Source organism: Peijinzhouia sedimentorum (assembly GCF_049340005.1).
GTDB lineage: Bacteria > Bacteroidota > Bacteroidia > Cytophagales > Cyclobacteriaceae > CAXBDP01.
Genome location: NZ_JBMPIY010000007.1, coordinates 20,305 through 41,819, shown reverse-complemented (window position 1 = coordinate 41,819; position 21,515 = coordinate 20,305). Strand labels below are relative to the sequence as shown.

The 21,515-nt window shown below is 36.2% G+C and carries 17 protein-coding genes and 2 pseudogenes; 2 read left to right on the top strand and 17 right to left on the bottom strand.

Going from position 1 to position 21,515, the window contains the following annotated elements:
* Positions 1-686: 686 nt before the first annotated feature.
* The 7 genes from ACOXY8_RS10875 to ACOXY8_RS10845 all read right to left on the bottom strand — a co-directional run bounded on the left by ACOXY8_RS10875 (position 687) and on the right by ACOXY8_RS10845 (position 7,996).
* Positions 687-1,142: a cold-shock protein gene (locus ACOXY8_RS10875; protein ID WP_458331618.1), complete on the bottom strand. Its 456-nt coding sequence runs from the start codon at positions 1,140-1,142 to the stop codon at positions 687-689.
* Between the two features lie 223 nt (positions 1,143-1,365).
* Positions 1,366-2,436, bottom strand: a complete 1,071-nt coding sequence (locus tag ACOXY8_RS10870; protein ID WP_458331617.1) for an endonuclease/exonuclease/phosphatase family protein — start codon at positions 2,434-2,436, stop codon at positions 1,366-1,368.
* A gap of 7 nt (positions 2,437-2,443) precedes the next feature.
* A complete protein-coding gene (locus ACOXY8_RS10865) occupies positions 2,444-4,843 on the bottom strand; it encodes an alpha/beta hydrolase family protein (RefSeq protein ID WP_458331616.1) in 2,400 nt (799 codons plus the stop codon).
* Between the two features lie 526 nt (positions 4,844-5,369).
* Positions 5,370-5,747 carry a hypothetical protein gene (locus tag ACOXY8_RS10860; RefSeq protein WP_458331615.1) on the bottom strand — a complete coding sequence of 126 codons (378 nt, stop codon included), beginning with the start codon at positions 5,745-5,747 and terminating at the stop codon, positions 5,370-5,372.
* A gap of 235 nt (positions 5,748-5,982) precedes the next feature.
* Positions 5,983-6,627 carry a hypothetical protein gene (locus ACOXY8_RS10855; RefSeq protein WP_458331614.1) on the bottom strand — a complete coding sequence of 215 codons (645 nt, stop codon included), beginning with the start codon at positions 6,625-6,627 and terminating at the stop codon, positions 5,983-5,985.
* A complete protein-coding gene (locus tag ACOXY8_RS10850; RefSeq protein ID WP_458331613.1) occupies positions 6,617-7,120 on the bottom strand; it encodes an RNA polymerase sigma factor in 504 nt (167 codons plus the stop codon). Before ACOXY8_RS10850 ends, ACOXY8_RS10855 begins: the two co-directional genes overlap by 11 nt.
* 9 nt (positions 7,121-7,129) lie before the next feature.
* On the bottom strand, positions 7,130-7,996 hold the full coding sequence (locus tag ACOXY8_RS10845; RefSeq protein ID WP_458331612.1) for a TraB/GumN family protein: 867 nt from the start codon (positions 7,994-7,996) through the stop codon (positions 7,130-7,132).
* An 851-nt stretch (positions 7,997-8,847) separates the two neighbouring features.
* Between ACOXY8_RS10845 and ACOXY8_RS10840 the strand changes: the two genes are divergently transcribed.
* Positions 8,848-12,120, top strand: a complete 3,273-nt coding sequence (locus ACOXY8_RS10840) for a WD40/YVTN/BNR-like repeat-containing protein (protein WP_458331611.1) — start codon at positions 8,848-8,850, stop codon at positions 12,118-12,120.
* 332 nt (positions 12,121-12,452) lie between these two features.
* The gene (locus ACOXY8_RS10835; RefSeq protein WP_458331610.1) at positions 12,453-13,103 is read left to right on the top strand and encodes an FKBP-type peptidyl-prolyl cis-trans isomerase; all 651 of its coding nucleotides are present in this window, start codon (positions 12,453-12,455) and stop codon (positions 13,101-13,103) included.
* Between the two features lie 490 nt (positions 13,104-13,593).
* Here the strand turns inward: ACOXY8_RS10835 and ACOXY8_RS10830 are convergent, their stop codons facing one another.
* The 10 genes and pseudogenes from ACOXY8_RS10830 to ACOXY8_RS10785 all read right to left on the bottom strand — a co-directional run bounded on the left by ACOXY8_RS10830 (position 13,594) and on the right by ACOXY8_RS10785 (position 21,283).
* Positions 13,594-13,719, bottom strand: a complete 126-nt coding sequence (locus ACOXY8_RS10830; RefSeq protein WP_458331609.1) for a type II toxin-antitoxin system RelE/ParE family toxin — start codon at positions 13,717-13,719, stop codon at positions 13,594-13,596.
* Between the two features lie 2 nt (positions 13,720-13,721).
* Positions 13,722-13,958 carry a hypothetical protein gene (locus tag ACOXY8_RS10825; RefSeq protein ID WP_458331608.1) on the bottom strand — a complete coding sequence of 79 codons (237 nt, stop codon included), beginning with the start codon at positions 13,956-13,958 and terminating at the stop codon, positions 13,722-13,724.
* Positions 13,959-14,230: 272 nt separating this feature from the next.
* A pseudogene (locus ACOXY8_RS10820) lies at positions 14,231-15,073 on the bottom strand (erythromycin esterase family protein); the annotation flags it as partial.
* A 12-nt stretch (positions 15,074-15,085) separates the two neighbouring features.
* Entirely contained in the window at positions 15,086-15,481 is a 396-nt protein-coding gene (locus tag ACOXY8_RS10815; RefSeq protein ID WP_458331607.1) for a hypothetical protein, read from the bottom strand.
* Positions 15,482-15,836: 355 nt separating this feature from the next.
* Positions 15,837-16,976: a helix-turn-helix domain-containing protein gene (locus tag ACOXY8_RS10810; protein WP_458331606.1), complete on the bottom strand. Its 1,140-nt coding sequence runs from the start codon at positions 16,974-16,976 to the stop codon at positions 15,837-15,839.
* A gap of 802 nt (positions 16,977-17,778) precedes the next feature.
* Positions 17,779-18,459: an ABC transporter ATP-binding protein gene (locus tag ACOXY8_RS10805; RefSeq protein WP_458331605.1), complete on the bottom strand. Its 681-nt coding sequence runs from the start codon at positions 18,457-18,459 to the stop codon at positions 17,779-17,781.
* The gene (locus ACOXY8_RS10800) at positions 18,456-19,373 is read right to left on the bottom strand and encodes an ABC transporter permease (protein WP_458331604.1); all 918 of its coding nucleotides are present in this window, start codon (positions 19,371-19,373) and stop codon (positions 18,456-18,458) included. Before ACOXY8_RS10800 ends, ACOXY8_RS10805 begins: the two co-directional genes overlap by 4 nt.
* Positions 19,374-19,654: 281 nt before the next feature.
* Positions 19,655-20,584, bottom strand: a complete 930-nt coding sequence (locus tag ACOXY8_RS10795) for a polysaccharide deacetylase family protein (protein ID WP_458331603.1) — start codon at positions 20,582-20,584, stop codon at positions 19,655-19,657.
* 100 nt (positions 20,585-20,684) lie between these two features.
* A pseudogene (locus ACOXY8_RS10790) lies at positions 20,685-20,771 on the bottom strand (hypothetical protein); the annotation flags it as partial.
* 44 nt (positions 20,772-20,815) lie between these two features.
* On the bottom strand, positions 20,816-21,283 hold the full coding sequence (locus ACOXY8_RS10785) for a DinB family protein (RefSeq protein ID WP_458331602.1): 468 nt from the start codon (positions 21,281-21,283) through the stop codon (positions 20,816-20,818).
* Between the last annotated feature and the right edge of the window lie 232 nt (positions 21,284-21,515).

Below are 21,515 nucleotides of genomic sequence, written 5' to 3'. Positions count from 1 at the left end.
ACGGAGCGAAATATCATTAACCCACGGTGCAGCCGTGGGTTAAGCCAAAGCACAAACCATCCTCCCGCCTCAACCGTCTGAAACTATAAGAAGACCACTATCAACTGCTCTTCAAATCCAACAACACCTCTTCAACATTCTCTGCATTTTGAATCATCTGCTTTCACCGCAATTGTCTGAACTATGATTAAAAATGATTTTTTTGATAGACTATGATTTTCAGCTCCAACGGAGCGAAATATCATTAACCCACGGTGCAGCCGTGGGTTAAGCCAAAGCACAAACCATCCTCCCGCCTCAACCGTTTGAAACTATAAGAAGACCACCATCAACTGTTCTTCAAATCCAATAACACCTCTTCAATATTCTCTGTTTTTTTGAATTAACTGCTTTCACCGCAAATGTCTGAATTAAGATTTGATGATTTTAGGATTGGGTAATGAGCGAAATAACCATAGATAATGGAATTGCACCAATTAACCTCCCGCCAAATAGTCCGAAATGCTCTGAGGAATCATGCTCAAAACGAGCGGATCAATAATAAACTACATCAGCGCTATGTACAGATTTTAAAATATCCCAACAAAAAAAGACAAAAAATTAGCCTCATCTGGAATCCAAATGAGGCTTTTATAATGCCTAATAATCAACCTCCCGCTTTTAATGCCTGGCCAATTTATTATTACTTATCGAATTACTTTCACATCAAAAGCATTTGGCCCTTTTGGCCCCATTTCTACTTCAAATGTAACCTGATTATTTTCTTTAATCTCTTCGGTAAGGCCGTTTGCATGCACAAAAATACTTTCCTGAGTTTCATGATCTTTTATGAAACCATATCCTTTTGCATCATTGAAAAATGTAACAGTGCCCTTCCTGATGGTTTCCATCGGCTCTAGATCTTCCTGCTTAGGAACGCCAATTACAATGTCTTCTGATTTTACTACAGTTTTCTTTTTCTTAGGATCGGGTGGGGTAGAAGTAATGTTGCCGTCTTCATCAACGTAGGCAATCATATCTTCAAAACTTTGCTCCTGCTGATTGGCTTTCTTTTCTTCTTTTTTCTCTTCCTTCTCTTTGCGCTTGCGAAGTCTCTTTTTCTCTTTTTCTTTCTTGCTGAATGTTTCTTGCGATCTGCCCATAAACAAATTTTAAAGGTGAATATTGACCGATTTTCACAAAGACACCACTAATCTTTCAGCCAATACGAATGGAGGATTTCGCAGAAAATTACATCTGCGTTTACAAAGGTACGAAAAGAAATCTGATTCCAAATTTGCTTTTGATAATTCATACACCTTCATGCCTTATTTTCAATAAATTAGGCTAGTCAAATTTTATTTGCTTGTATGGATTTGGCTTAAACTATAGATGGTATTGCAATGGCTCTGCTTTTTTAATTTTCTCTTCTACCCATTCTTCCTCCTCCTCTTCGAGTACCTCAGGAGCTTCTTCCAAATTATCTGATTGTCCAACCAAATGTAAGTGGGCAAAAAATGGAAAATGATCCGAACCAATATGTGGCAGCCTTCTGATCTCAATTAACTTGAACTCAGGCGACAAAAATATATGATCTAATGGCCATCTGAGTAATCTATAATCAGCATGAAAGGTGCTGTAAAAGCCACGCCCAATTCGTGGATCTAATAATCCGCTTAGCTGCTGAAAAAGTCTTGTGGTTCTAGACCAAGCTACATCATTCAAATCCCCAAAAACTAGTGTGGGCTCTTTTTTCGCATCTACATTTTTGCCTACAATCAGCAGTTCGGCGTCTCTGTCGGTAGAAGTTTCTCGCTCAGTTGGACTTGGAGGCGTTGGGTGTAAGCAATGAATTTTTACCTTTCGGCCCGATCGCAGTTTTACATATCCGTGGATAGATGGAATTTCATCATCAACCACATACTTTATCTCCGTGTCAATCAGCTCTAGCTTAGAGTACAGATGAATTCCATACAAATTTTTAAGCGGTTTTTTCACCGTATATGGATAATCTTTCTCGATCGAAGATAATTTTGCCTCCCACCAATCGTCCGATTCCAATGTCAAAAGAATATCCGGTTTGTATTGATTTATCAAGCTCAAAAGTTTGCTAGCATCACGATTTGTCTCTAATACATTGCTTACAAGAATAGAAACATTATTAGACTTTTCATTTCCCTTATACCTCAAAACTTGCTGACGAGCTAAATTGGTATAGGGAAAAATTTTCACTAATTGATAGAGAAAACTCAGTACAGCTACTGCAAATAATACGATATATGTAAGGCTAAAGTATGGGATTAACCAAATAGCGATAAATAATATAATTATTTGAATTACAGCAATTTGAACTCTTGGAAAATCAAAAATTCTAATCCACCAATCGTCCCATTTGATAAGAGATGCAAGTGTAGGAAAAATAGAAATACAAAGTATAATAACGGCCAGAGTATCCATTTAGGATTTAATCATTTTGTTTGGGTGTAAATGGATTTGTCATCAAACCTATATTATTAAGAATGATAACACCTTTTTTATTTTGATTGAAAATAAATTCAATCTTACTCAATTTTTGCCAATCGAAAAATGGATTTTCCACACCAATAGAAGAAAGCGGGAGGTAAAAGGAACTAAATACGGCCTCTGAATTTGGATTGTTTCTCATAAATTCAAGCTTCATCAAGTTCTTTTCAATTTGAGGTTGCAGATATGAATATTCACTTAGCAAGGTACTCACTATTTCCCCATTCTGGTCAGTCAATTGTATGGTAAAGTCAATGGGCTCTTTCTTTTTATCTTTATCATCTTCCTCACTTTCATCATCCTCTTCTTCTTGGCTTTCATTATTTTCTTCATTTGCGTTATCGCCTTCGCCTTCTTCCTCCTCATTTTCATTCTTAGCCGATTTCTTTTTGGGATGAGATGCATCCTCAGCGGCATCTGCCAATAAAAAGCCCAAAGTCTCATGTTTAATCGAATCTAAAACCATTGAGTCAGGCAGTGTGATTGTATAAGTTCCGATCAATGTATCAGTTTCTGAAAAATCCCAACCTAAGTAAGCGGCTTTGCTACTTTGGTTGCTATAAGTCATTTTAATGAGTTGTTCTTTAAATTTGCTAAGCTTATCGGCAACAATTTTTCCTCCCGCTATCGTTGCGGTAGATAGATCAATGTCCTCCTCGTAATTGGCCAAATACGTAATGCCTGATTGCTCATATTGCGATAAGTAGATATTTTCCGGAAGCCAATTTTTTCCCAATCTATGATCTGCAAATAGCGGTTGATAAGCTTTATTTTTCTTGAGTGTAGTTTCCAAAAATGCTCCGATATATACTTTGGCTATTTTTTGTTGGTCTTCCTCCGATATTAATTGCTTGAGGTTGAAAAGATTGATGTATGGCGATCCGCCATCTTTGTTGCCCCAAGTAGTGTTGAATTGCCCATGATTAGCTTTGTAAATGTAAAGGCCAGCCTTGAACCCATCAAAACCTTCCGAATACTCTAACCGGTGAAATTGTTTCAAAGAACTGTACGATTGAACGTCCATATCATGCGAACCATGCAATAGGAGATAGTTCACATCTTCGATCGGCGTTGGGACATTGCTCGGTGTATATTGCCCATCTACCGGTGCAATTCCCACAATGCTGCGAATATTAAAATTGAAATCGAACTTTTCTAAGCCATTATCCGGGTGGAATGGAAGCCGATTGAATGATGCTGCAATGGCCACGGCTTCGCCTCCTCTAGAGTGGCCGATCAAGGCTATTTCATCCATATTTACCTTATTGTAAAATTGGCTGGTACTATCCGCATTCCACTTTCTCCATTGCTCCAAATGTTTCAGCATTAACCAACCTCTAGCACCATTTTCACCTGATAAGCCATTTGGGATATCAGAAAAACTGCTATTGAGGAAGTTTTCATCCACAGAAGCAAAAATGTATCCTCTACTTGCCAAAAACTCACCCAAATATCCGTAGCCGCCGTCAGAGAAATCTTGTGCTAGATGATTACCATGGACAATGAGCACAAGCGGGAAATTCCCTTCGCCTTCGGGATACCAAACGCGTGCATTTAGCGGCAATGCATCCTTATCAAAACCAAAATATTTTGTGCGCAATTTGCCGGTAAAGCCACTCCATGAAGTAAGCAGATTACTACCATCTACGGAGTCTGTTTTGATGCTTACCTGCTCAGCAAACTCTTCTCGGTTTTTATCATTTCCACTGCCATAAGTTAGGTATTGAAAGGAATATGGACCATCTGCTGAAGGGTCTTCCAGCTGTAAAGGTTCAGGAATAGATTCCCCAAAGTAAGCGGCATTCGTTGGCGCTTCTGTGTCTTTTCCTGTATAGAAATACCAGATTGAAATGGTAAGTAATCCTGCAAATCCAATAACTGTACTCGCGCTAATTAAGATCTTATTGAGCAGTGTGTTTTTCTTCCAATCACGCTTGATAAGTAACCAAATACCACCCCCTAATAATGCGGGAAGGATGATAAATGCCGCAAGAAAACTCAAAGTAATTTGCATGCCACCTGCAAAACTGAGGAAAGTAACCAGAATGGTGAAAAACAGTGCTCTTTTAAATAAAGTTGGTAATTCATTAAGCTTTTTAAGCAAATAATTGATCAATAATGCACTTAAAATGAGTATCAGGAATAACCCTATTGCAAAAACAAAAGTGGTAATGAATCCTAATGGCTGAATGATTTCTAGCGGGAGGATAAGAAAAACAAGACAAGCAAAAATCAACATTCCTATAGCTGCCCCCTTCATGGCTTTTTTGCCAGGACTTAGTAAGGATACGAGTTTTTTAAAGCCAGATTTGAGTTTCTTGAAAATCAGTTTAGCTTTCATTGGGAGGTACGTTTATGGTTAATTTCTCAATATAAGGTCTTTTTTGCTTTTTTGAATAATGACTTGCCAGCTTATTTTGTACCCATGGTGGATTAGCCAGATTACTTTTTTCTATTAAGCTCATGCAATCATTCTCATGATTCAAACCTTATGATTATTTGCTGAGCGCACAAAATTTCCCTTTTATGATGTATAAATGCTGAGATTTTCTTGAATAGTATGTAGGGAAGTCGTCGGCGAAAAGCGAGCTTCAGTCCAGCAGATTTGTTTTTAATTTATTTGACCAACCTCGTTTTACTCATTATTTTTATTTTTCAATGGTATTCGTGATATCGCTTCGCTAAGTTCTTTTCTGATCTAGGAAGAGATGTCTAACTCCAGCGAATGTGCAGATCACACATTATAATCAGAATCACATATTTCAAAGAATGCACAGATGGCACGTCTGCTTGCCGAAGGCAGGGATTTTCCTTGATTATTTGGAATCCGTAAACCTTTCTCATGACGATACATTCATTAATGATTTTTAATGTGCATCGTAAACAAACCCATTTTTTGCAGATTCTATTATCATCATAATAATTAAATACATGAAATAGGTGGCAATAAGTCCAATAAGAAATTGAATTGTTAAGAATGAACTATTTTTTATATTGTGTTCAGACAATAATACTCCATTAGAGTTAATTTGAAATGTGGGCTGTCCAGTTAATTTTTTCCAAGCGCTCTTAACTGCATATTTTAGCTCATAATTTTGTCCAGCTATTTCGATATTGTGACTAGTGCCAAATAAAGTCCGTTTACGACTTACTAATTTATTGTCTAGAAACACTGTCTCATTTCCTAATATGCTTCTTTTAATTTCCAATTTTTTTCTGTTAATAATTAGTTCAAGTAGTTTCATTGCAATGAAATTTTGTAATTCGGATTGATTGATTTGTGCAGGCTTATTGCTTTGCGAAAATTGAAAGGATGACTTCTACTACATTTTCCGGCGAGTTTCATTAAAATATTAGAAAGCAATACCACTCACTGTTTTTGAAAAGCTTAGGCCCAAAATCCCTAAGAATTTACTTATCCTCATGATATTTTTTTGCAATGCAGATTTATCCCTGCAATTTTATTGACGACTAAACTTATTATTGCTCAAAATCCTTTAAGGTAGTCTGAAGGTTTTTCACGTGTACGCCATATAGCCGATCAGCCCATTTTACAGTACCATAATAAATAATGGCAGCAATAAAGAGATAGCCACAAATAATAATCAGCAGGTTAGTATTACTCATATCTAATGAGATGAGCTTGAGAAATATATCTTCTCTACTCATTGGGGTATTTAATTGTACCTTACCGATTCCTAGGCAAAAAGTAAGCAAGGAAATGGGTAATAGAAGGCTGCCTGCAATAACAGCAGTCTTATATACCTCTAGCGTTAGTTTTAAATCATAGATAAAGGCCACTACAGTATCTTTACTACTACCACTTATATCACTGGTTTTATTCAGGAACCAAGTCATCTTGGCTAAATACAGTAAAGTAATTAAAGCAGTGACAAATTGTAAAATTAAGTATAAACCTTTTGCCAATTGATCCATTGGAATCATAAAGGGTGCAGTGAAAAATAGCACAATAATGACAAGCTGCGTAGCAATCTCACTTCTCATGCTTCTTCTGACCTTTTGTATGGGAAGTTTGCTTTTTTCTATTTGCTTGATGTTGGTAGGTACTGAAAGCTCGTTCATTTCTTGTCCCTCCATTTTCTTTTTGATCTCTTCAAAATTCATAACCTTGTGTTTTTATAATTTCTTGTAATTTCTCTTTTGTTCTTTTAGCCTTCACCCTTACATTGACTTCTGATATACCTAGATTTAGGGCGATCTCTTTGCCGGAAAATCCTTCAATAAGTTGTAAAATGATCGCTTTCTCGATTTTAGTAAGCTTTTTTACAGCCTCGTAGAAGTGTGCTAATTGCTGATCTTTATGGTCATCATAATTTTCAAAAGCAATGGCTTCATTATCAAATAAGGTGTCTTGTGCTGGTTTTCTTTTCTCTTGCTTAAAGAAGACGATGGCTGTATTTATGGCTACTCGGTACATCCAAGAGGATAATTCGCTTGAGCCTTTGAAAGTGTGTATAGATTTCCACAGTTGAAGAATTATTTCTTGAAATAAGTCCTGCTGGTCTTCCAAGTTATCAAAGTACATCCTTGACACTTTGTAAAGGATGCCTTTGTGTTTGTTAATAGCGTTTAAAAATTCTTGTTCAGATAGCTGCATTTACTGCTACTAGTTAAATACTGGAGTGACAGTATACCCTTTCTCCCTTAAAAGGTGAATGACTCCAAAGTCATTGGTAAGGTGAGCAGCTCCTACGGCAAATAAATTGCTTCTTTCCTGCATCATAGGTGACATTTTTTCTACCCATTTTTTGTTTCTATCCACTTGTATTAGCGTTACGGCATTTTCATCCATATATTCTGTTTTAGTAAGGTAGCTTACAGCTTCCGTCAGCTCCTCCTTCTTATAAGATATAATAGCTTTCTGAAAGTCCACCTTGTAGGCATCATGAAGCATCATCTGTTCGTAAGCAGACTCTGTAGGAAATGCTAGCTGCATCATAGCAAGTTGCTCAGCGACTGTTTCAAGATTGTATATGGGTATCCTTTCTGAAAGGGCTATTTGTGTAAGCTCCAGCTCGAAGGATTTTATTTCCGTACAAGGTAACATTTTCATAATCAACATGCTGTTAAGCATAGAAAGTCCATAGCTATCTAAATTAACCAGCGATGTGCCTACCACCCGTTGTACCAAAGTGTCAAGTCGACTGAATTGCACAGTACTCAACTCTTCTGAAATCTTTTTTGAATTGGTAATGGACTCTTGCATGCTCTTCATTTCTGCCGGATCGGTCATGTTTATTTCCAGTACTAATGCCTCAACTTCGGCAATTGTATTGATGAGTTTTTCAGGCAATTTGAAGTCATCAATGCACATCATATGGAGCGTTCCGAAAATATAGGATGGTTTTTCTAAATCGGGATGTTCTACTTTCCATAAAAGAGAATTTTCAAGCTGTACAGCTGTTTGTCCACCAGCAAATTGAGCTGTGAAGCTAAATAATAATGTAACAATGATAGATTTAAGGATTTTCATTTTTTCTGTTTTTTAGTTTCAAAGAGTAGGTAAGCGAATCAAAAAAAATGTTACAAAAAAAATTCACTTATTAGATAGGGGTTGAAGACTGTCCCATTTAGGTATAGTCTTTCAGGCTCTTTATCCAGTGTGACTGGAAGTGTTATTTATGATACCTGCTGTGTGAGATTATTTAGTCAGGCAAATGTTGAAATAAAACAGGGATTATTATTCTTAATTTATTGAAAAACAGCTCATTGATTTTGTTAAAGGGCCTAATGTCGATTCCACTTCTTCACACAGCGTTGGCATGAAGTCAAAGCAAATGTATAGACCGCATTATCTGTAAGATATTAAACAACAACTGTCTGAATGTATGATTCTTGGAGATATTGGGTATTTGTTTACATAGTAACTATGGATCTTTTAGAGTCGGCTAATAGTGTGTTGGAAACTCCTATGAGAATGAATCAGAAAGGCTAAAAAAACTGCCGTATATTTTCAGGAATTCAAGTATAAGAATTGGTATATTATTCTCCCAATTATGCGACCTGTCCATGATCAGGAGAAATTATACAAAAGCCTGTAGTGTGTTCAAAACAAGAATACTGGACAAAATGTCAATTATCACATTTATTCAGTTTATGAAAAAGTTTCTATGCCCAGAAACAGTAACAACAGTAAAATTCAAATCGCCCAATTTCATCCCGGAAGTTTAATTACTTATAGCCATTGATTACCCTCTATTTCCGTAGGTATTTCTGTCGTATCGGCATTAAGGTCATGAAAACTCTAATAATCTTTTTTTGAAGAATGTCTTACAGTAAAATGAAATTTCTTGTACCTTAATCATTCATTAAACCTAATCTGCCATGCAAAGAGTCTCTATTACTCTACTTCTTACAGCACTTCTTTTCCTATCATTAAATGTACAAAGTCTTAAGGCTCAGTCTAATCAAAAGGAAATGGCTGCTCAGGTAGCCAATGGACTTAAATTGAGAGGAATTGGACCGGCATTAATGGGCGGAAGAATTGCGGATATCGCAGTGAATCCCATTCAAACCAGCACCTGGTATGTAGCAGTAGGTTCGGGTGGCTTATGGAAAACAACGAATAGCGGAACTACTTGGACGCCAATTTTTGACGCACAAGCATCCTATTCCATTGGTACTGTAGCATTGGATCCAAATAACCCGGAAGTAGTATGGGTGGGTACCGGAGAGAATGTAAGCGGCCGACATGTTGGTTGGGGCGATGGCGTTTACAAAAGCATGGATGGTGGTGCCACTTGGGAGCAGATGGGGCTAAAGAATTCGGAGCATATTGGGAAAATACTGATCGACCCAAGAAATTCCGACATAGTATATGTAGCAGCAGAAGGCCCATTGTGGTCTTCAGGCGGAGACCGAGGATTATACAAAACTATAGATGGGGGCAATACATGGAGTTTAGCGCTAGAGATCGATGAAGCTACAGGGGTAACAGACGCGGAGTTCGACCCTTTCAATCCTGATATTATCTATGTTGCGGCCTATCAAAGAAGAAGAAAAACATGGGCCTTGCTTGGCGGAGGTCCCAATTCAGGTATTTTCAAATCCATGGATGGAGGCGAAAGCTGGAGACGGATGACTAAGGGTTTACCACAAGCTGATATGGGAAAAATAGGACTGGCAGTCACCCCTGCTAATCCACAGTTGGTATACGCTACCATAGAATCTGATAATGCTAATAAAGGCTTCTACAGATCAATGGATAAGGGCGAAAGTTGGGAAAAGCGCAGTAGCTATATCTCAGGAGGTACAGGCCCACATTATTATCAAGAAATTGAAGCTTCACCAAACAATCCTGATCTAGTTTATCAGATGGATGTGTTTGTAAATGTTACACGTGATGGAGGTAAAACATTTAATTATAGTGAAACCGGCAGAGGAAAACACAGTGATAATCATGCCTTGTGGATCGACCCAGCTAATGGCCTTCATTTGATAGTAGGAACGGATGGAGGTTTATACGAATCCTTTGATGAAGGAGCTACTTGGCGTCATTTTCCAAACCTCCCGGTATCACAATTTTACAAGATAGGTCTAGACAATGCAGAACCATTTTACAATATGGTTTTAGGAGCCCAGGATTTAGGAACATTAATTGGCCCCGGCAGAACGACCAATATTGAAGGCGTACGAAATCAAGACTGGTATGTGCCTCTAGGAGCCGATGGTTATGATGCGGCTTTTGACCCTGAAGATCCAAATATCGTGTATATGGAAATTCAGGAAGGGCAGTTGCATAGACACAATAGAACAACCGGTGAGGTATTAAATATTCAGCCACAATCCGGACCGGGCGAACCCGCCAATCGCTGGAACTGGGACAGCCCAATACAGATAAGCCCACATGATCATAAAACTCTGTATTTTGGGTCTCAGCGAGTATGGAAAAGCACTGACCGCGGGAATTCTTGGATAGCTATCAGTGATGATCTTACGACTAATACTAACAGATACGAGCTGGAGATGATGGACAGGGTGCCAAGTATTGATGCATTGTACGACAATGGAGCTATGTCTAAATACGCTACGCTCACTACCATTTCTGAGTCACCTCTACAAGCAGGGTTGCTTTATACTGGATCAGATGATGGCCTAATTCATATAAGCGAAGACGATGGCAAAAACTGGAGCAAGAGTGCTAGTCTACCCAAGGTTCCCGAGCTGACCTTTATCAATCACATTCACGCCTCTTCTCATCATGTCAATACCGTATTTGCCGTTGCCAATGGACATCAATTGGGAGATTATTCCTCCTACATTTTCATAAGTACAGATAAGGGCAAATCTTGGCAATCCATTGCAGGAGATTTGCCGGTCAATACCCTTACTTGGGTACTTAAGCAAGATCATATAGATGAAAATTTGCTATTTATCGGCACTGAATATGGCTTGTATTTTTCAGTGAATAAGGGAGTAAACTGGACGAAGTTGCATGCGGGAGTTCCTACCATTCCATTTAGAGATATTGAATTGCATCCAAGAGATAATGATTTGGTGGGCGCAAGCTTTGGACGTGGCGTTTACATTTTGGATGATTATTCTCCATTGCGAGCAATTAACCAATTGGCACAAAATAGCTCAAATGTAGTACTTCCGGTGAGAGATGCTTGGTGGTATATTCCCAATACACCAATGCAAGCCAAAGGAATGCCTTCCCAAGGTTCAGATAGTTTTGTTAGTGAAAACCCACCTTTTGGTGCTGTTTTTACCTACTACTTGCAGGAACTTCCTCAAACAGAAAAGGCACTGCGGAGAGAAAAAGAGAAAAACCTAAATGAGAAGAAAAATGATATTCCATTTCCTGGCTGGGAGCAATTGAGGCGAGAAGCCTTGGAAGAAGAGTCGAAAGTTATGCTATTGGTACAAGATAAAGGCGGTGAGCCTATTCGGTGGATAGAAGGACTTGCTAAAAAAGGACTGAATAGAGTAAGCTGGGATTTAAGATTAGCTCCGCCCAACCCTATCAACCTAAATGTACCGGATTTTCAACCTCCATGGGCCAGCGATCCTGTTGGACCATTGGTAGCACCGGGCACATACAAAGTGGCTCTTTATGTGTTGAATAATGGAAAACTGGAGCAACAAGGAGAAGTGCAAGAGTTCACTGTGAAACCAGCCTTCCCAAGCACTAATAATTACGAGGAATTAGCTGCTTTCAAAAGGCGAACAAGTGATCTGTACAGAAGGACATCCAGTGCAGCTAGTCAACTAAATGAGGCAAGCGAAAAGCTGCGCTACACCAAGGCAGCCTTAACAAAGACACCTGATGCTTCTGCTGAGCTATTTGCAAAATGGACGGAGCTTAATAATACACTGTATACATTGAGTATGGCCTTAATGGGCGATAGGGTTTTGCAAAGTAATAGTGAATCTACTGCCCCTTCCATTACAAGTAGGGTGGGAGCTGTGATTTATGGACATTGGAGTACTACGGAGCCACCTACAGCTACCTACAAAACAAGCATTGATATCGCTCAAAGAGAGTTTACGCAGTATTTACAAGATGCAGCAGCTTTTTTTGATCAATTAGCAGATTTTGAAAAAAGCTTAGAAGAGGCAGGAGCTCCTTATACACCGCATAGAAAAAGGGATTAATTATTTCTATTGTCAGTAGGCGCTATTTACTTAAAATATGAGTGTTATTATTCGTTATTCACATACTCATGCGAAGACATTCAACTCATTGCATTTTAGTGGAACAGTCTAAATTAGAATCATTGCTAATGATGAATGAGTTCGTTTTCTTTTGATGCGTTTCGTATTGGAAAAGCTCAAAACGTATCATCAATCCAAATTTGTATCTTTCCTCTTACTTTGCTTCGTTAGGGTTAAATACACAATAAAGCAAAACATATACTTAGTTCCGTGTATTCCGTGAAATTCAGATGTTTTAGATATCGACCATATCATATATAAATATTAATTCAATGATGAGAATCCTGTTAATCTTTGGATTTAGCCTAATGCTTTTGTCTACAACTGCTTTTGCTCAGAAAACGGTAGAGCGATATGAAAATGGTGAAAAAAAATATCAAGGCAGAACCAAGGATGGATTAAAGATAGGAACACATACCTATTGGTTCGAAGATGGTAGTAAGAAGCGGGAGGAAAAATACGATGTGCAAGGCAAATTGATTTTGCTAAGAGAATGGAATCAAGAAGGTGAACTTTTGAAAAAGGAAAATCCTGAAAAAGCAAATGAATTGCTCAGAGTTCAGCAGTTTAATCAAGTACAATGGACAGAAGTAAATGGAGGGGTAAGCATTAATAAGGTAAAAGGAGAGCTAGCTTTAGAACCAATACTTGGGATGAATAATATGATTATTCATTATGCTAGTTACTTAGAAGACGGTACTGAACTAGATAGCTCTTTTAGAACAAAATCACCAATTTCAATTGATCTAAATGTAAAACGATTAATTGATGGATTTCAAATGGGTTTATCATACTTCAATCAAGGTGATTCTGGCTTTATCAAGGTGCCTGCTCATTTAGCTTATGGTGTAGATGGAACAACCAATGTGCCACCCAATTCTATCATGATCTTTCAGGTTCTTGTACTTAAACGTAGTGAGTGACCATCTAAGGAACTCATTTTCTGAAAATTACAATTACCTATATTTAACTTATGTAATCCCTGTGGCACTCAAAATTCAATAGTTTGATAAAAAAGGTAGCGTAGAGCTGAAAGTAGACATAGCAAGAACCACTAGCGGATTTTTGCAAAGCCTACCGATCTATTTTCCTTTTCAATAAGCAAATGCAATTGGTCAAATAAACCCTTCTTTTTTGCTTCTATCAACCTTCGGATTACAAACCATAAAATTCAAACAACACACTTTGCAAAAGCTCGCTAAGGCTTCCCCTATTGGTCATTTACTCAGCTTTTGACTTTTCGCCCTCCATTTTGGATGGGTTTTGTCTAGTATCAAAAACATCATTTATTATTACTTGATTATCTATTATTCTGTAAATCAATTTATAATTTCCACTCACTAAATATCTGTGATCTTTCTTTAATCTTGTAAGGTTTGGTTCTATTGGGTCAGAATGTGGAGTGTTTTTGAGTTATTTAGAAGATTCTAGTATTTGTCTTCTAATCTTATGAGCAACATTTTTATTTGCTTTAGTAGAATAATAAGCAAAAATGTCTTTTAAATTTCTGATTGCAGAATCAGTCCAAATGATTTCCATTCCTACCAATTAGCAGACTCTTTTTCTAAATCTTCTTGACTTCTAAAATTTCCGTTTTTAAAATCTACTTCGGAACTCTCAATTCTATTTATTAACTCCTCAATAGTAAATGGTTTTAATTCGGGATAATGTTCAGCTTCCCTTTTTAGGATATAATTTTCCAGTTTATCAATAAATATTTCATCTTTAATCTGAGCTAAATAGGTAATTAAATTGAGTTTTCTAGTTTGTAAATCCATATTTCAAGTATTTAAACAAAAATACAATTTTTTAATTAATGGCTTGATTGTAAAAACGATTTTCCAAGCATCACAGTTCTCGGTTATAATAAGTAGGTGATTCAATGTAATCTCCTTTACATTTTTCAGCACCTGTAAACCTATTTCAGTACTGGATAGACGTAACAATCCATGAAATATTTTTAATCTGTGATTCAGACTGATAAGCTTAACAATTGAAAGGTTTAGGGAGTGGAATTCCCCTTTTTACCTACTCGACTGTAAAACGTTTTTTATTCAGCCCAATTGATTATACTGGTTTTGTCTAAAAATATAATAGCATCAAAGGCTTTCCCAAATTCTTTAGTTTCAGTTTGACTATTTCTAACTTGTGCACCGGCCCCACTCATTGATATCAATTTTGAATTTAGGGATTCTATCATTTTATTTTCCTCTCTCGCTTTTCGGATATTTAAAAACGTATTAGGTTTTCCTAATTGCTGTAAACAATAAGTAAAGGTGTTCTTAAGAACTTCCTTATGACTATAGGTATCAAATTTCCAATTTCCAGTTTGATTGGCATCAGCAGGAAAGGCAATATATTCTCCGGTTCCAAAATCTGTAGCAATATTAAAATAAGAAGCTCCGTATATTTTTCTTAATTGATGACCAGTTACATCTACAATTCCGTTATCAACCCAATCTCCTATGTGAGCATTATGGGCCCAATAGAGTGCTTTAGATTTGTTTCCATGAAAGTTTAATATCCATTCAATATTTTCTCCCATATAAATATCTCGAAAATCGTGTTTCCTTTGTTCAACATTTTGGTTAATGGCAGTTACAAATTGCCCTAAAACAACAATATGTTGATAAGCTAAATTGAATTCTTTTTCTGATGTTTTACTTTTGAATGTTTCATAATTATCAATGAAATGCTTTTTTAGTTTTGCATAGGAAATGTAATAATCAGATTTTTCACTTTCGTCGAATCCTTGCCACAGATGTTTTTCAAATCCGTCTATTTGATAGTTAGAACCAACTTTTAAAAGATACTCCCGAATTCTGTTGACATCAGACATCACATATTGCATTTCAGAACCATAGAGATATATTTTATCCGTATGTGTTTGGTTGTATCTCTTTAACTAATTCATTAATTGATAGAATTCTTTAGTTCCGTATCTCCAAGTTGAATTGTGTTCATTTAATATGATCTTTAAATCATCTCTTTTCCCTTGAATATAATCGTTTAAGTATTGTCCTTCACCAAAACCAGTTTCGATAATGAAAATGTTAAATCCTTTTTTTACGGATAAGTATTCCATTAATTCTTTTGCGAGTAATGTAAATTCAGCAGTTCCGTGAGTGTCTTCTCCATAGCCTACAATCCTGACGTCATTCAGAGAGCTGTCGAGAAAGGCAAAAGAACTTGCTTTGATTTCATTAAAGCCAACGGCGTAACTGTTCAATTTAGGATCACATTGTGCTTGACAAGCGATACTCGGCAATAGAATCAGAAAGAATGTTAATTTTAGTTTCATCGATTTATTATGATTATTTATTATTTCACTAAATCCCATATACTCAACCTTAAGAGCAATTATTTTTCGCTACGTTCTTTACAATATTTACAGTTCCCTTTATGTGTTATCCTCCTAATTTGGGATATATGTTTCATGAAAAATATATTCACAACGATCAATAACCACTATTTTATAATCAGTAAATTTTCTAGTTAGCTTGTATTTTATATCTCTTGAATCACAACCGCAAAAAAGAAAGGCTACTAAACAATATATGTGGTACCTCGGGAATCAGTCGTGCAAATATCGATTTCGGAATGAGAAAAGTATTAAAAGCTAAGTTATTTATGTCCTAAAAGAGGAATCTTGGACATTATTTATGAGACGTGTTTTGCTTTTTATATGCTGAAGGTGTCATACCAACCATTTTCTTAAAACTCGTGTTAAATGATGATTTAGAGCTAAATCCAGCATTTTCAGCAAGTGCAACTAAAGTGAATCTTTCTGCGTCAGAGCTTTTCAGTAATTGTTTTACTTTTTCAACACGATGAAAGGTAATGAATTCAGAAAAATTCATTTGATGTACTTCATTTATATATCTAGATAGTTCTTTTGGGGTAGTCTCTACTTTTATTGCAAAGTCAGTTAAGCTTAAATTGGGATTTGTATAGATAGAATTAGTAATTGCCTTGTTTAACTTCTCAGTTATTGGGCTTAGAGTATCATTAATTGCGTGCTTCTCCTTAACTCCAAAGTCATCAAAAAATAGTTTTGGCTTTAAGAAACCTACATAACCAATCCAATAAATTAATAATGTGTTTAATATAAATGTAGGGTAAGAATAATTTATGCTTTCTATCCAGTTATGAAGAATTAGATCTACACTGAATAATGCGATATCAAGAATTATAATAGATAAAAACACTAATGTTAATCGCTTTAGCCATGCAAATACATCCTTGCGTTTTTGGCTTGCAGTTGTTGGAGGTGAATTTTTTTTCAGAACCTTAAGAGATGCAATGAGTAGTGCTATTGTAAAGAATTGATAGAAAAATTCATGAATTCTAAAAAAATTTGAATCGACAATTACTTTTGTAATACGATAACTATTTTCGGAAACGGAAATGCTAAACCAATATGTCCTAAGTAGCGCATAGATTACTGCAGGGGCGATGATGTACCATTCTTTTTTATGATAAATAATACCATCATTAGATTGAAACTGATTTTTAATGTAGAAGTAAAACCCAATACCGATAAGCCATTTGTATGGATAGGGAAACAAATGTAATGGCCTATAGTATTTAAAGACATCCATGTCCAGTAATGCATAGGTAAGATTATAAAAGGCTAAGGAAAAAAGAAACAATAGGAAAAAGCGAGCCGATAGTTTATTAGTGATGTTCTTTTTGTAAATAAATACACAAAGAATAAATCCTTGTATAGCGCCAAAAAGCATAATTATATTTAGTAGGTTATAATTTAAATCCATGGCTAAAATTAATTTATCCATCAAATTTTTTTGATCAGTTTTCTTAAGAATTCCGATTTATACATCACGATTTTCATTTAGCTAAAATTTTCTTAGTTGAATAATGATTTGGCTATTTTCATTTTTTGATAATAAGGTCTTTCCCTTTCTGTTTTCCTTCATATTTGTTAATATTCGCTTACTTATAATAAAGGATCATAATATGCAATATTTATAACTATTTTATATGCTACAAAACACGGAAAGTAAGTTGCAAATAAAGATCAATAATTGAGTAAATTTAGTAAAGGGCAGTATTTAATATGTGTGTGCCTAGCATGGGCATCTGATATCGAAGACTCCAAATATTCTAGAGGGTGAAAGTCCCTTATGTGCGGGGGTAACGCCTCGAAGCAAAGCATTCGCAAGCTGGTTTGCCTTGAGGCATGCAGCGATGGAAGTGAGACAGAGAGCCTTTTATTTGGCATGATTGGAAAAAGCTTGTGCGAAAGCGAAAAAACCTAATCAGATTAGGAGTTGATCACTACCAGCATATGCATGGAGTAGAACCAGAAAAGGTAGATGGGCTTAGCTCAAAGCCCGATCCTGCGCAAACGATTAATTATCACGTCTAAGAAGAAAAGGATATGAATCGATGCTTGCCTATTATCTTAAAACCTGCCATGCCGGCAGGCTGGCACAACCTATAATCCAATGAACCGACGTATATGGTAGTGAACAATTATGTGAAATTACCGAGCGTAGCTCTCGTACGTACCGGTTGGTGGGAGAAGCGCACCGCAGGCTTATGGCTCTCGGCCATCTACTCGACTAGCAGCTATTTTTATGTCAGTCCTAATCTTTCAATTTTATTTCTTATTGTCATCTGTTTCATTTCTGCTTCCAATGCTGGAAAGTCTTCTTTTTGAACAGATTTGATAAAACTCCCGTCGCTTAGTAAATGTATTTCATCGCAAGTGTCGCTCAATGTTGAGAAAATGTGCGATGAAATAATAACTGTCTTGTCAAGTGCTTTTAGTTTATGGACAATTTCCGCAATGATAATGTTGCTTTGTATGTCCACTCCGTTAAATGGCTCGTCAAGTATAAAATAATTGTTTCCTTGCATAAGAATTGCAGTCAGGGCCAATTTCTTTTTCATCCCTGTTGAATAAGTAGAAGCATATTGGTTTAATGGCAAGTCAAATATGTTTCTGTCCTCAATGTCAGTTATTTTTATGTTCCTTGCGTGGCATAGTAACTGAATATATTCTTTGCCTGTAATTTTTTGGAAAAAGAAAGGGTCTGTCGGCAATAAACCAAGATAATTTTTAATTGGGATCTGATTTGAACTGATCTCGCCTTCGCAATTTTCTAAGCCAGCGATGCACCTAAACAAAGTCGTTTTTCCCGCACCATTTTCGCCAACAATACCATATACTTTACCATTGTCAAATTGTATATTGATGTTTTTCAGAACTTCCTTTGTCCCGTATTTCTTTGATAAATTTAGGACTGCAATCATTTCAACAAGCGACTAAGACGGTTTTCAGATTTTTTGAAAAGGTAAGGAATTATAACTATAAGTACAGGTGGAAACCAAATACAAAGAGCTAAAAGAATACCTTGCGTGATGTTCATTTCATCAGGATACGCAGCGTATTTGCTAACGATTATGCTAGTTAGAAATGCCCACCCAACCAAAAATAAAAGTGAGAGTGTGCCAATATTTTGAGGGTAGAAAATTGCAAGAATTATTGCTATTGGCAATGCAAGCAATGCCGAAAAAAGTATTGCTGTTTTAATTTTATTAAACAAAAATTCTTTGGCGCCTACGTTATAAGCCCAAATATAGTATTCATTTTCTGGTTTTGTGTAAAAGCTTAGTGTGGTTGCAAATACAAGCAACATTGCAAATACGCCAAGATTGAAGTTGTTTACAGAAACGGCAATAATTGTCAATGCGTATGTCGCAAAAAACAAGTAAAACGTATTTCTAAAACCTGTCGTAAATTCAAAAGGTCTTTTTGAAAATGGTGTCCATAATGTATAGTTTATGGTTGTCCGAAAATTTACAAGGGCTAAAATTGTCGCTAAAACAAACAATAGAAGTGCAGAAAGAAAGAGTTGTTTGTAAAACAGAAAAATTAAAAATGGCAATGAGCCAATAAAGTTTTCCGCTACTCTTATTTTTTTCAGTTTTGTTTCGCCAAAACAAATTTTTAAAAACTCGGTCCTTCGGATTTCTGAAAATTTGCCGATGAATGTCAGAGCCGAAAGCAGAAAAATGTATTCAGCAAATTCTGTCTTGCTAAACAAGTAAATTGAAAGTCCAACGAACCCAACTGTCAAAATGAGATATGCAAATAATGGTTCAAACCCCGTGTCTTTAAACCTGCTGTTTGTCATTTTATATTGAAGTGCAAAATATTCTTTCATTTTACAGTCTGCGGTGTCGTTCCAGAATGGCTGCTAACATCTTCATTAACAAAACAGTTGAGTCTATTTTCCATTTGTCGAAAGTCGTATTGTTAACTTTTTTCATTTAGACAGGAAATTACGTATTTCAGCATTTGCAATAGATGCCCTATTCATTTTTATTTTTAGCGAAAATAGAGAACCGCAAAAACAGCTGAATGTACAAAATAGACAAGGTACACATAATAACAATACTAGTATTTTGATTCACACTTTAAGAGGAGCTTTTAAATAGAGAGCTTCTACTTTGATGAAATACTATTAAATATCGCTTCAATATCTGCTAAAGAAGGCTCTTGCTTCATCCATTTTACACGCTCAGTTTGAGTGTCCATCCAGCGATACAACCAACTCACTCCCCATTTTTGATAGTAATGGTCTATTTGATTATAAACCGGATCTCTTAAAGATTCTTCATAACCAATAATCTCATAACCGTTTTTATTCAACTCGGAGACAATCTCACGCAAATAGTCAGCATTTATCGCATTGTCATGGCAGAGGTAAATATGACTGATGAATCTGCCGTAAATCTCTTGAGTCAAATCCTCAAAGAAGCTAAGCAATTCTAAGGTTTTCTGCACATATTGTTTTCCAATCTTTCGGGCTTTTTCCTCCTCACCGTTTTCCAAATAATGTCGATAGACGGCATCAAACATCCAATCTGAACTTTCAACAGTAAATGGAGCAATTGCATATCCATTTGAAGTTAAATAGTCTCCTATCTGCTTATGTTCAATGGAATCTTTTCCCATATCATTGAAGGGAAAGCGAAACGTATTAATTGATTTACCATAAACTTTGGATATTGAATCAGATAGAATTTCACCTTTCTGGATATCTTCTACAAATCGGGCAAATCCTACATCCGAATAGCGCAGATGTGAATAGCTGTGATTGCCAATAGTAGAGTTCTCATGAGCAATCCAACTATCCAAGAGCTCCATATTTTTCTCAGTTGATTCGGTTTGAAAAATTTTACTTTCATTGATGAAAATGGTAAATGGAACATCCATTGAATCCAGCTGATCCAATAAGACAGAACGGAAATCACTTTCTTGAAATTTTGATGTATTCGGAACGTCATCTATCGTAATAGCGATGGATTTTTGTTGAGAAAAACCGTCCAATGAATAGAGAAGGAGAAATATGAGGAATATGATGCTACGCATTTTTAGTTAATATTTGATCAATGAGTGTTTTTGTTTCTTATCAATCCGAGTAGAGAGACCCTGCTGGTTTGATATAAGGCTTGTTTTTAGGTAAATCATTCTAAGTTTTTATGACAATTGCTCGGCGTTGAATAGTGCGAACCGTAACATTTGTTAGATCTGCTAATTGTTCTTGAGTAAGTCCTTTATTTTTTCTTTACCTGCTCGACTAGAGAATAGTGTTTTTCATTTTCAGTCCCAGATCTCTGGGCGATTAATTTTCATTGCTCTTAAATACGAAAGGAATTGTCCTGCGTGAACAGATTCATGATATCCAATCCGTAATAAATATTTCTTAAGGATTTTCTTGTCTCCATTTCCGGGGTGAACGATTTCCGTTTCGTTTAATTCCGAATCCGAAAATTGTCGAACACTTTCTAAAAATGTGTTTCTATAGGGTTTAGCAAATTCAAGTTCGTCAGCAACACTAATGAATGGTCGATTCTTCCAAGGTGTTTGATAATTTGTCATACTCCCATTATTGATTATAATATTCCATCCATAATCGGCTTCTAAAACATGCCTAACCATTTCTATGGCAGTCATTGCTTTTTCGTCAGGTTTCCAATTATAATAGCTCTCAGGAAGTCCATTCCAAAGTTTTATACTTCTTCTTCTTATCTCTTTAAAATTTAAAATTATAAGTTCGGATTGAGTCATCTTCTTTGTTTTTGAGAATGTCGTCTTACATTCTGATAAACATAAATAAAAACCCTTTAAATCTGACTAATTTCAAGGGCTAAGTCTTCATTAGTGAGTCCGTTTTTATCGATTTTTTTTAATCTGGAATCCACCCATATTACTGTCTGAATCATACCAGTCAACTATTCGCCATTTGTAATGTCGAATCCCGATAAGGAAGATTTGCTATCCGACAATTTCAATTTCCTGA

Excerpts from the sequence above, each read along its gene's own strand:
- ACOXY8_RS10875 (WP_458331618.1), bottom strand. The coding sequence starts at position 1,142 with ATGGGCAGATCGCAAGAAACATTCAGCAAGAAAGAAAAAGAGAAAAAG.
- ACOXY8_RS10870 (WP_458331617.1), bottom strand. The coding sequence starts at position 2,436 with ATGGATACTCTGGCCGTTATTATACTTTGTATTTCTATTTTTCCTACA.
- ACOXY8_RS10865 (WP_458331616.1), bottom strand. The coding sequence starts at position 4,843 with ATGAAAGCTAAACTGATTTTCAAGAAACTCAAATCTGGCTTTAAAAAA.
- ACOXY8_RS10860 (WP_458331615.1), bottom strand. The coding sequence starts at position 5,747 with ATGAAACTACTTGAACTAATTATTAACAGAAAAAAATTGGAAATTAAA.
- ACOXY8_RS10855 (WP_458331614.1), bottom strand. The coding sequence starts at position 6,627 with ATGAATTTTGAAGAGATCAAAAAGAAAATGGAGGGACAAGAAATGAAC.
- ACOXY8_RS10850 (WP_458331613.1), bottom strand. The coding sequence starts at position 7,120 with ATGCAGCTATCTGAACAAGAATTTTTAAACGCTATTAACAAACACAAA.
- ACOXY8_RS10845 (WP_458331612.1), bottom strand. The coding sequence starts at position 7,996 with ATGAAAATCCTTAAATCTATCATTGTTACATTATTATTTAGCTTCACA.
- ACOXY8_RS10840 (WP_458331611.1), top strand. The coding sequence starts at position 8,848 with ATGCAAAGAGTCTCTATTACTCTACTTCTTACAGCACTTCTTTTCCTA.
- ACOXY8_RS10835 (WP_458331610.1), top strand. The coding sequence starts at position 12,453 with ATGATGAGAATCCTGTTAATCTTTGGATTTAGCCTAATGCTTTTGTCT.
- ACOXY8_RS10830 (WP_458331609.1), bottom strand. The coding sequence starts at position 13,719 with ATGGAAATCATTTGGACTGATTCTGCAATCAGAAATTTAAAAGACATT.
- ACOXY8_RS10825 (WP_458331608.1), bottom strand. The coding sequence starts at position 13,958 with ATGGATTTACAAACTAGAAAACTCAATTTAATTACCTATTTAGCTCAG.
- ACOXY8_RS10815 (WP_458331607.1), bottom strand. The coding sequence starts at position 15,481 with ATGAAACTAAAATTAACATTCTTTCTGATTCTATTGCCGAGTATCGCT.
- ACOXY8_RS10810 (WP_458331606.1), bottom strand. The coding sequence starts at position 16,976 with ATGGATAAATTAATTTTAGCCATGGATTTAAATTATAACCTACTAAAT.
- ACOXY8_RS10805 (WP_458331605.1), bottom strand. The coding sequence starts at position 18,459 with ATGATTGCAGTCCTAAATTTATCAAAGAAATACGGGACAAAGGAAGTT.
- ACOXY8_RS10800 (WP_458331604.1), bottom strand. The coding sequence starts at position 19,373 with ATGAAAGAATATTTTGCACTTCAATATAAAATGACAAACAGCAGGTTT.
- ACOXY8_RS10795 (WP_458331603.1), bottom strand. The coding sequence starts at position 20,584 with ATGCGTAGCATCATATTCCTCATATTTCTCCTTCTCTATTCATTGGAC.
- ACOXY8_RS10785 (WP_458331602.1), bottom strand. The coding sequence starts at position 21,283 with ATGACTCAATCCGAACTTATAATTTTAAATTTTAAAGAGATAAGAAGA.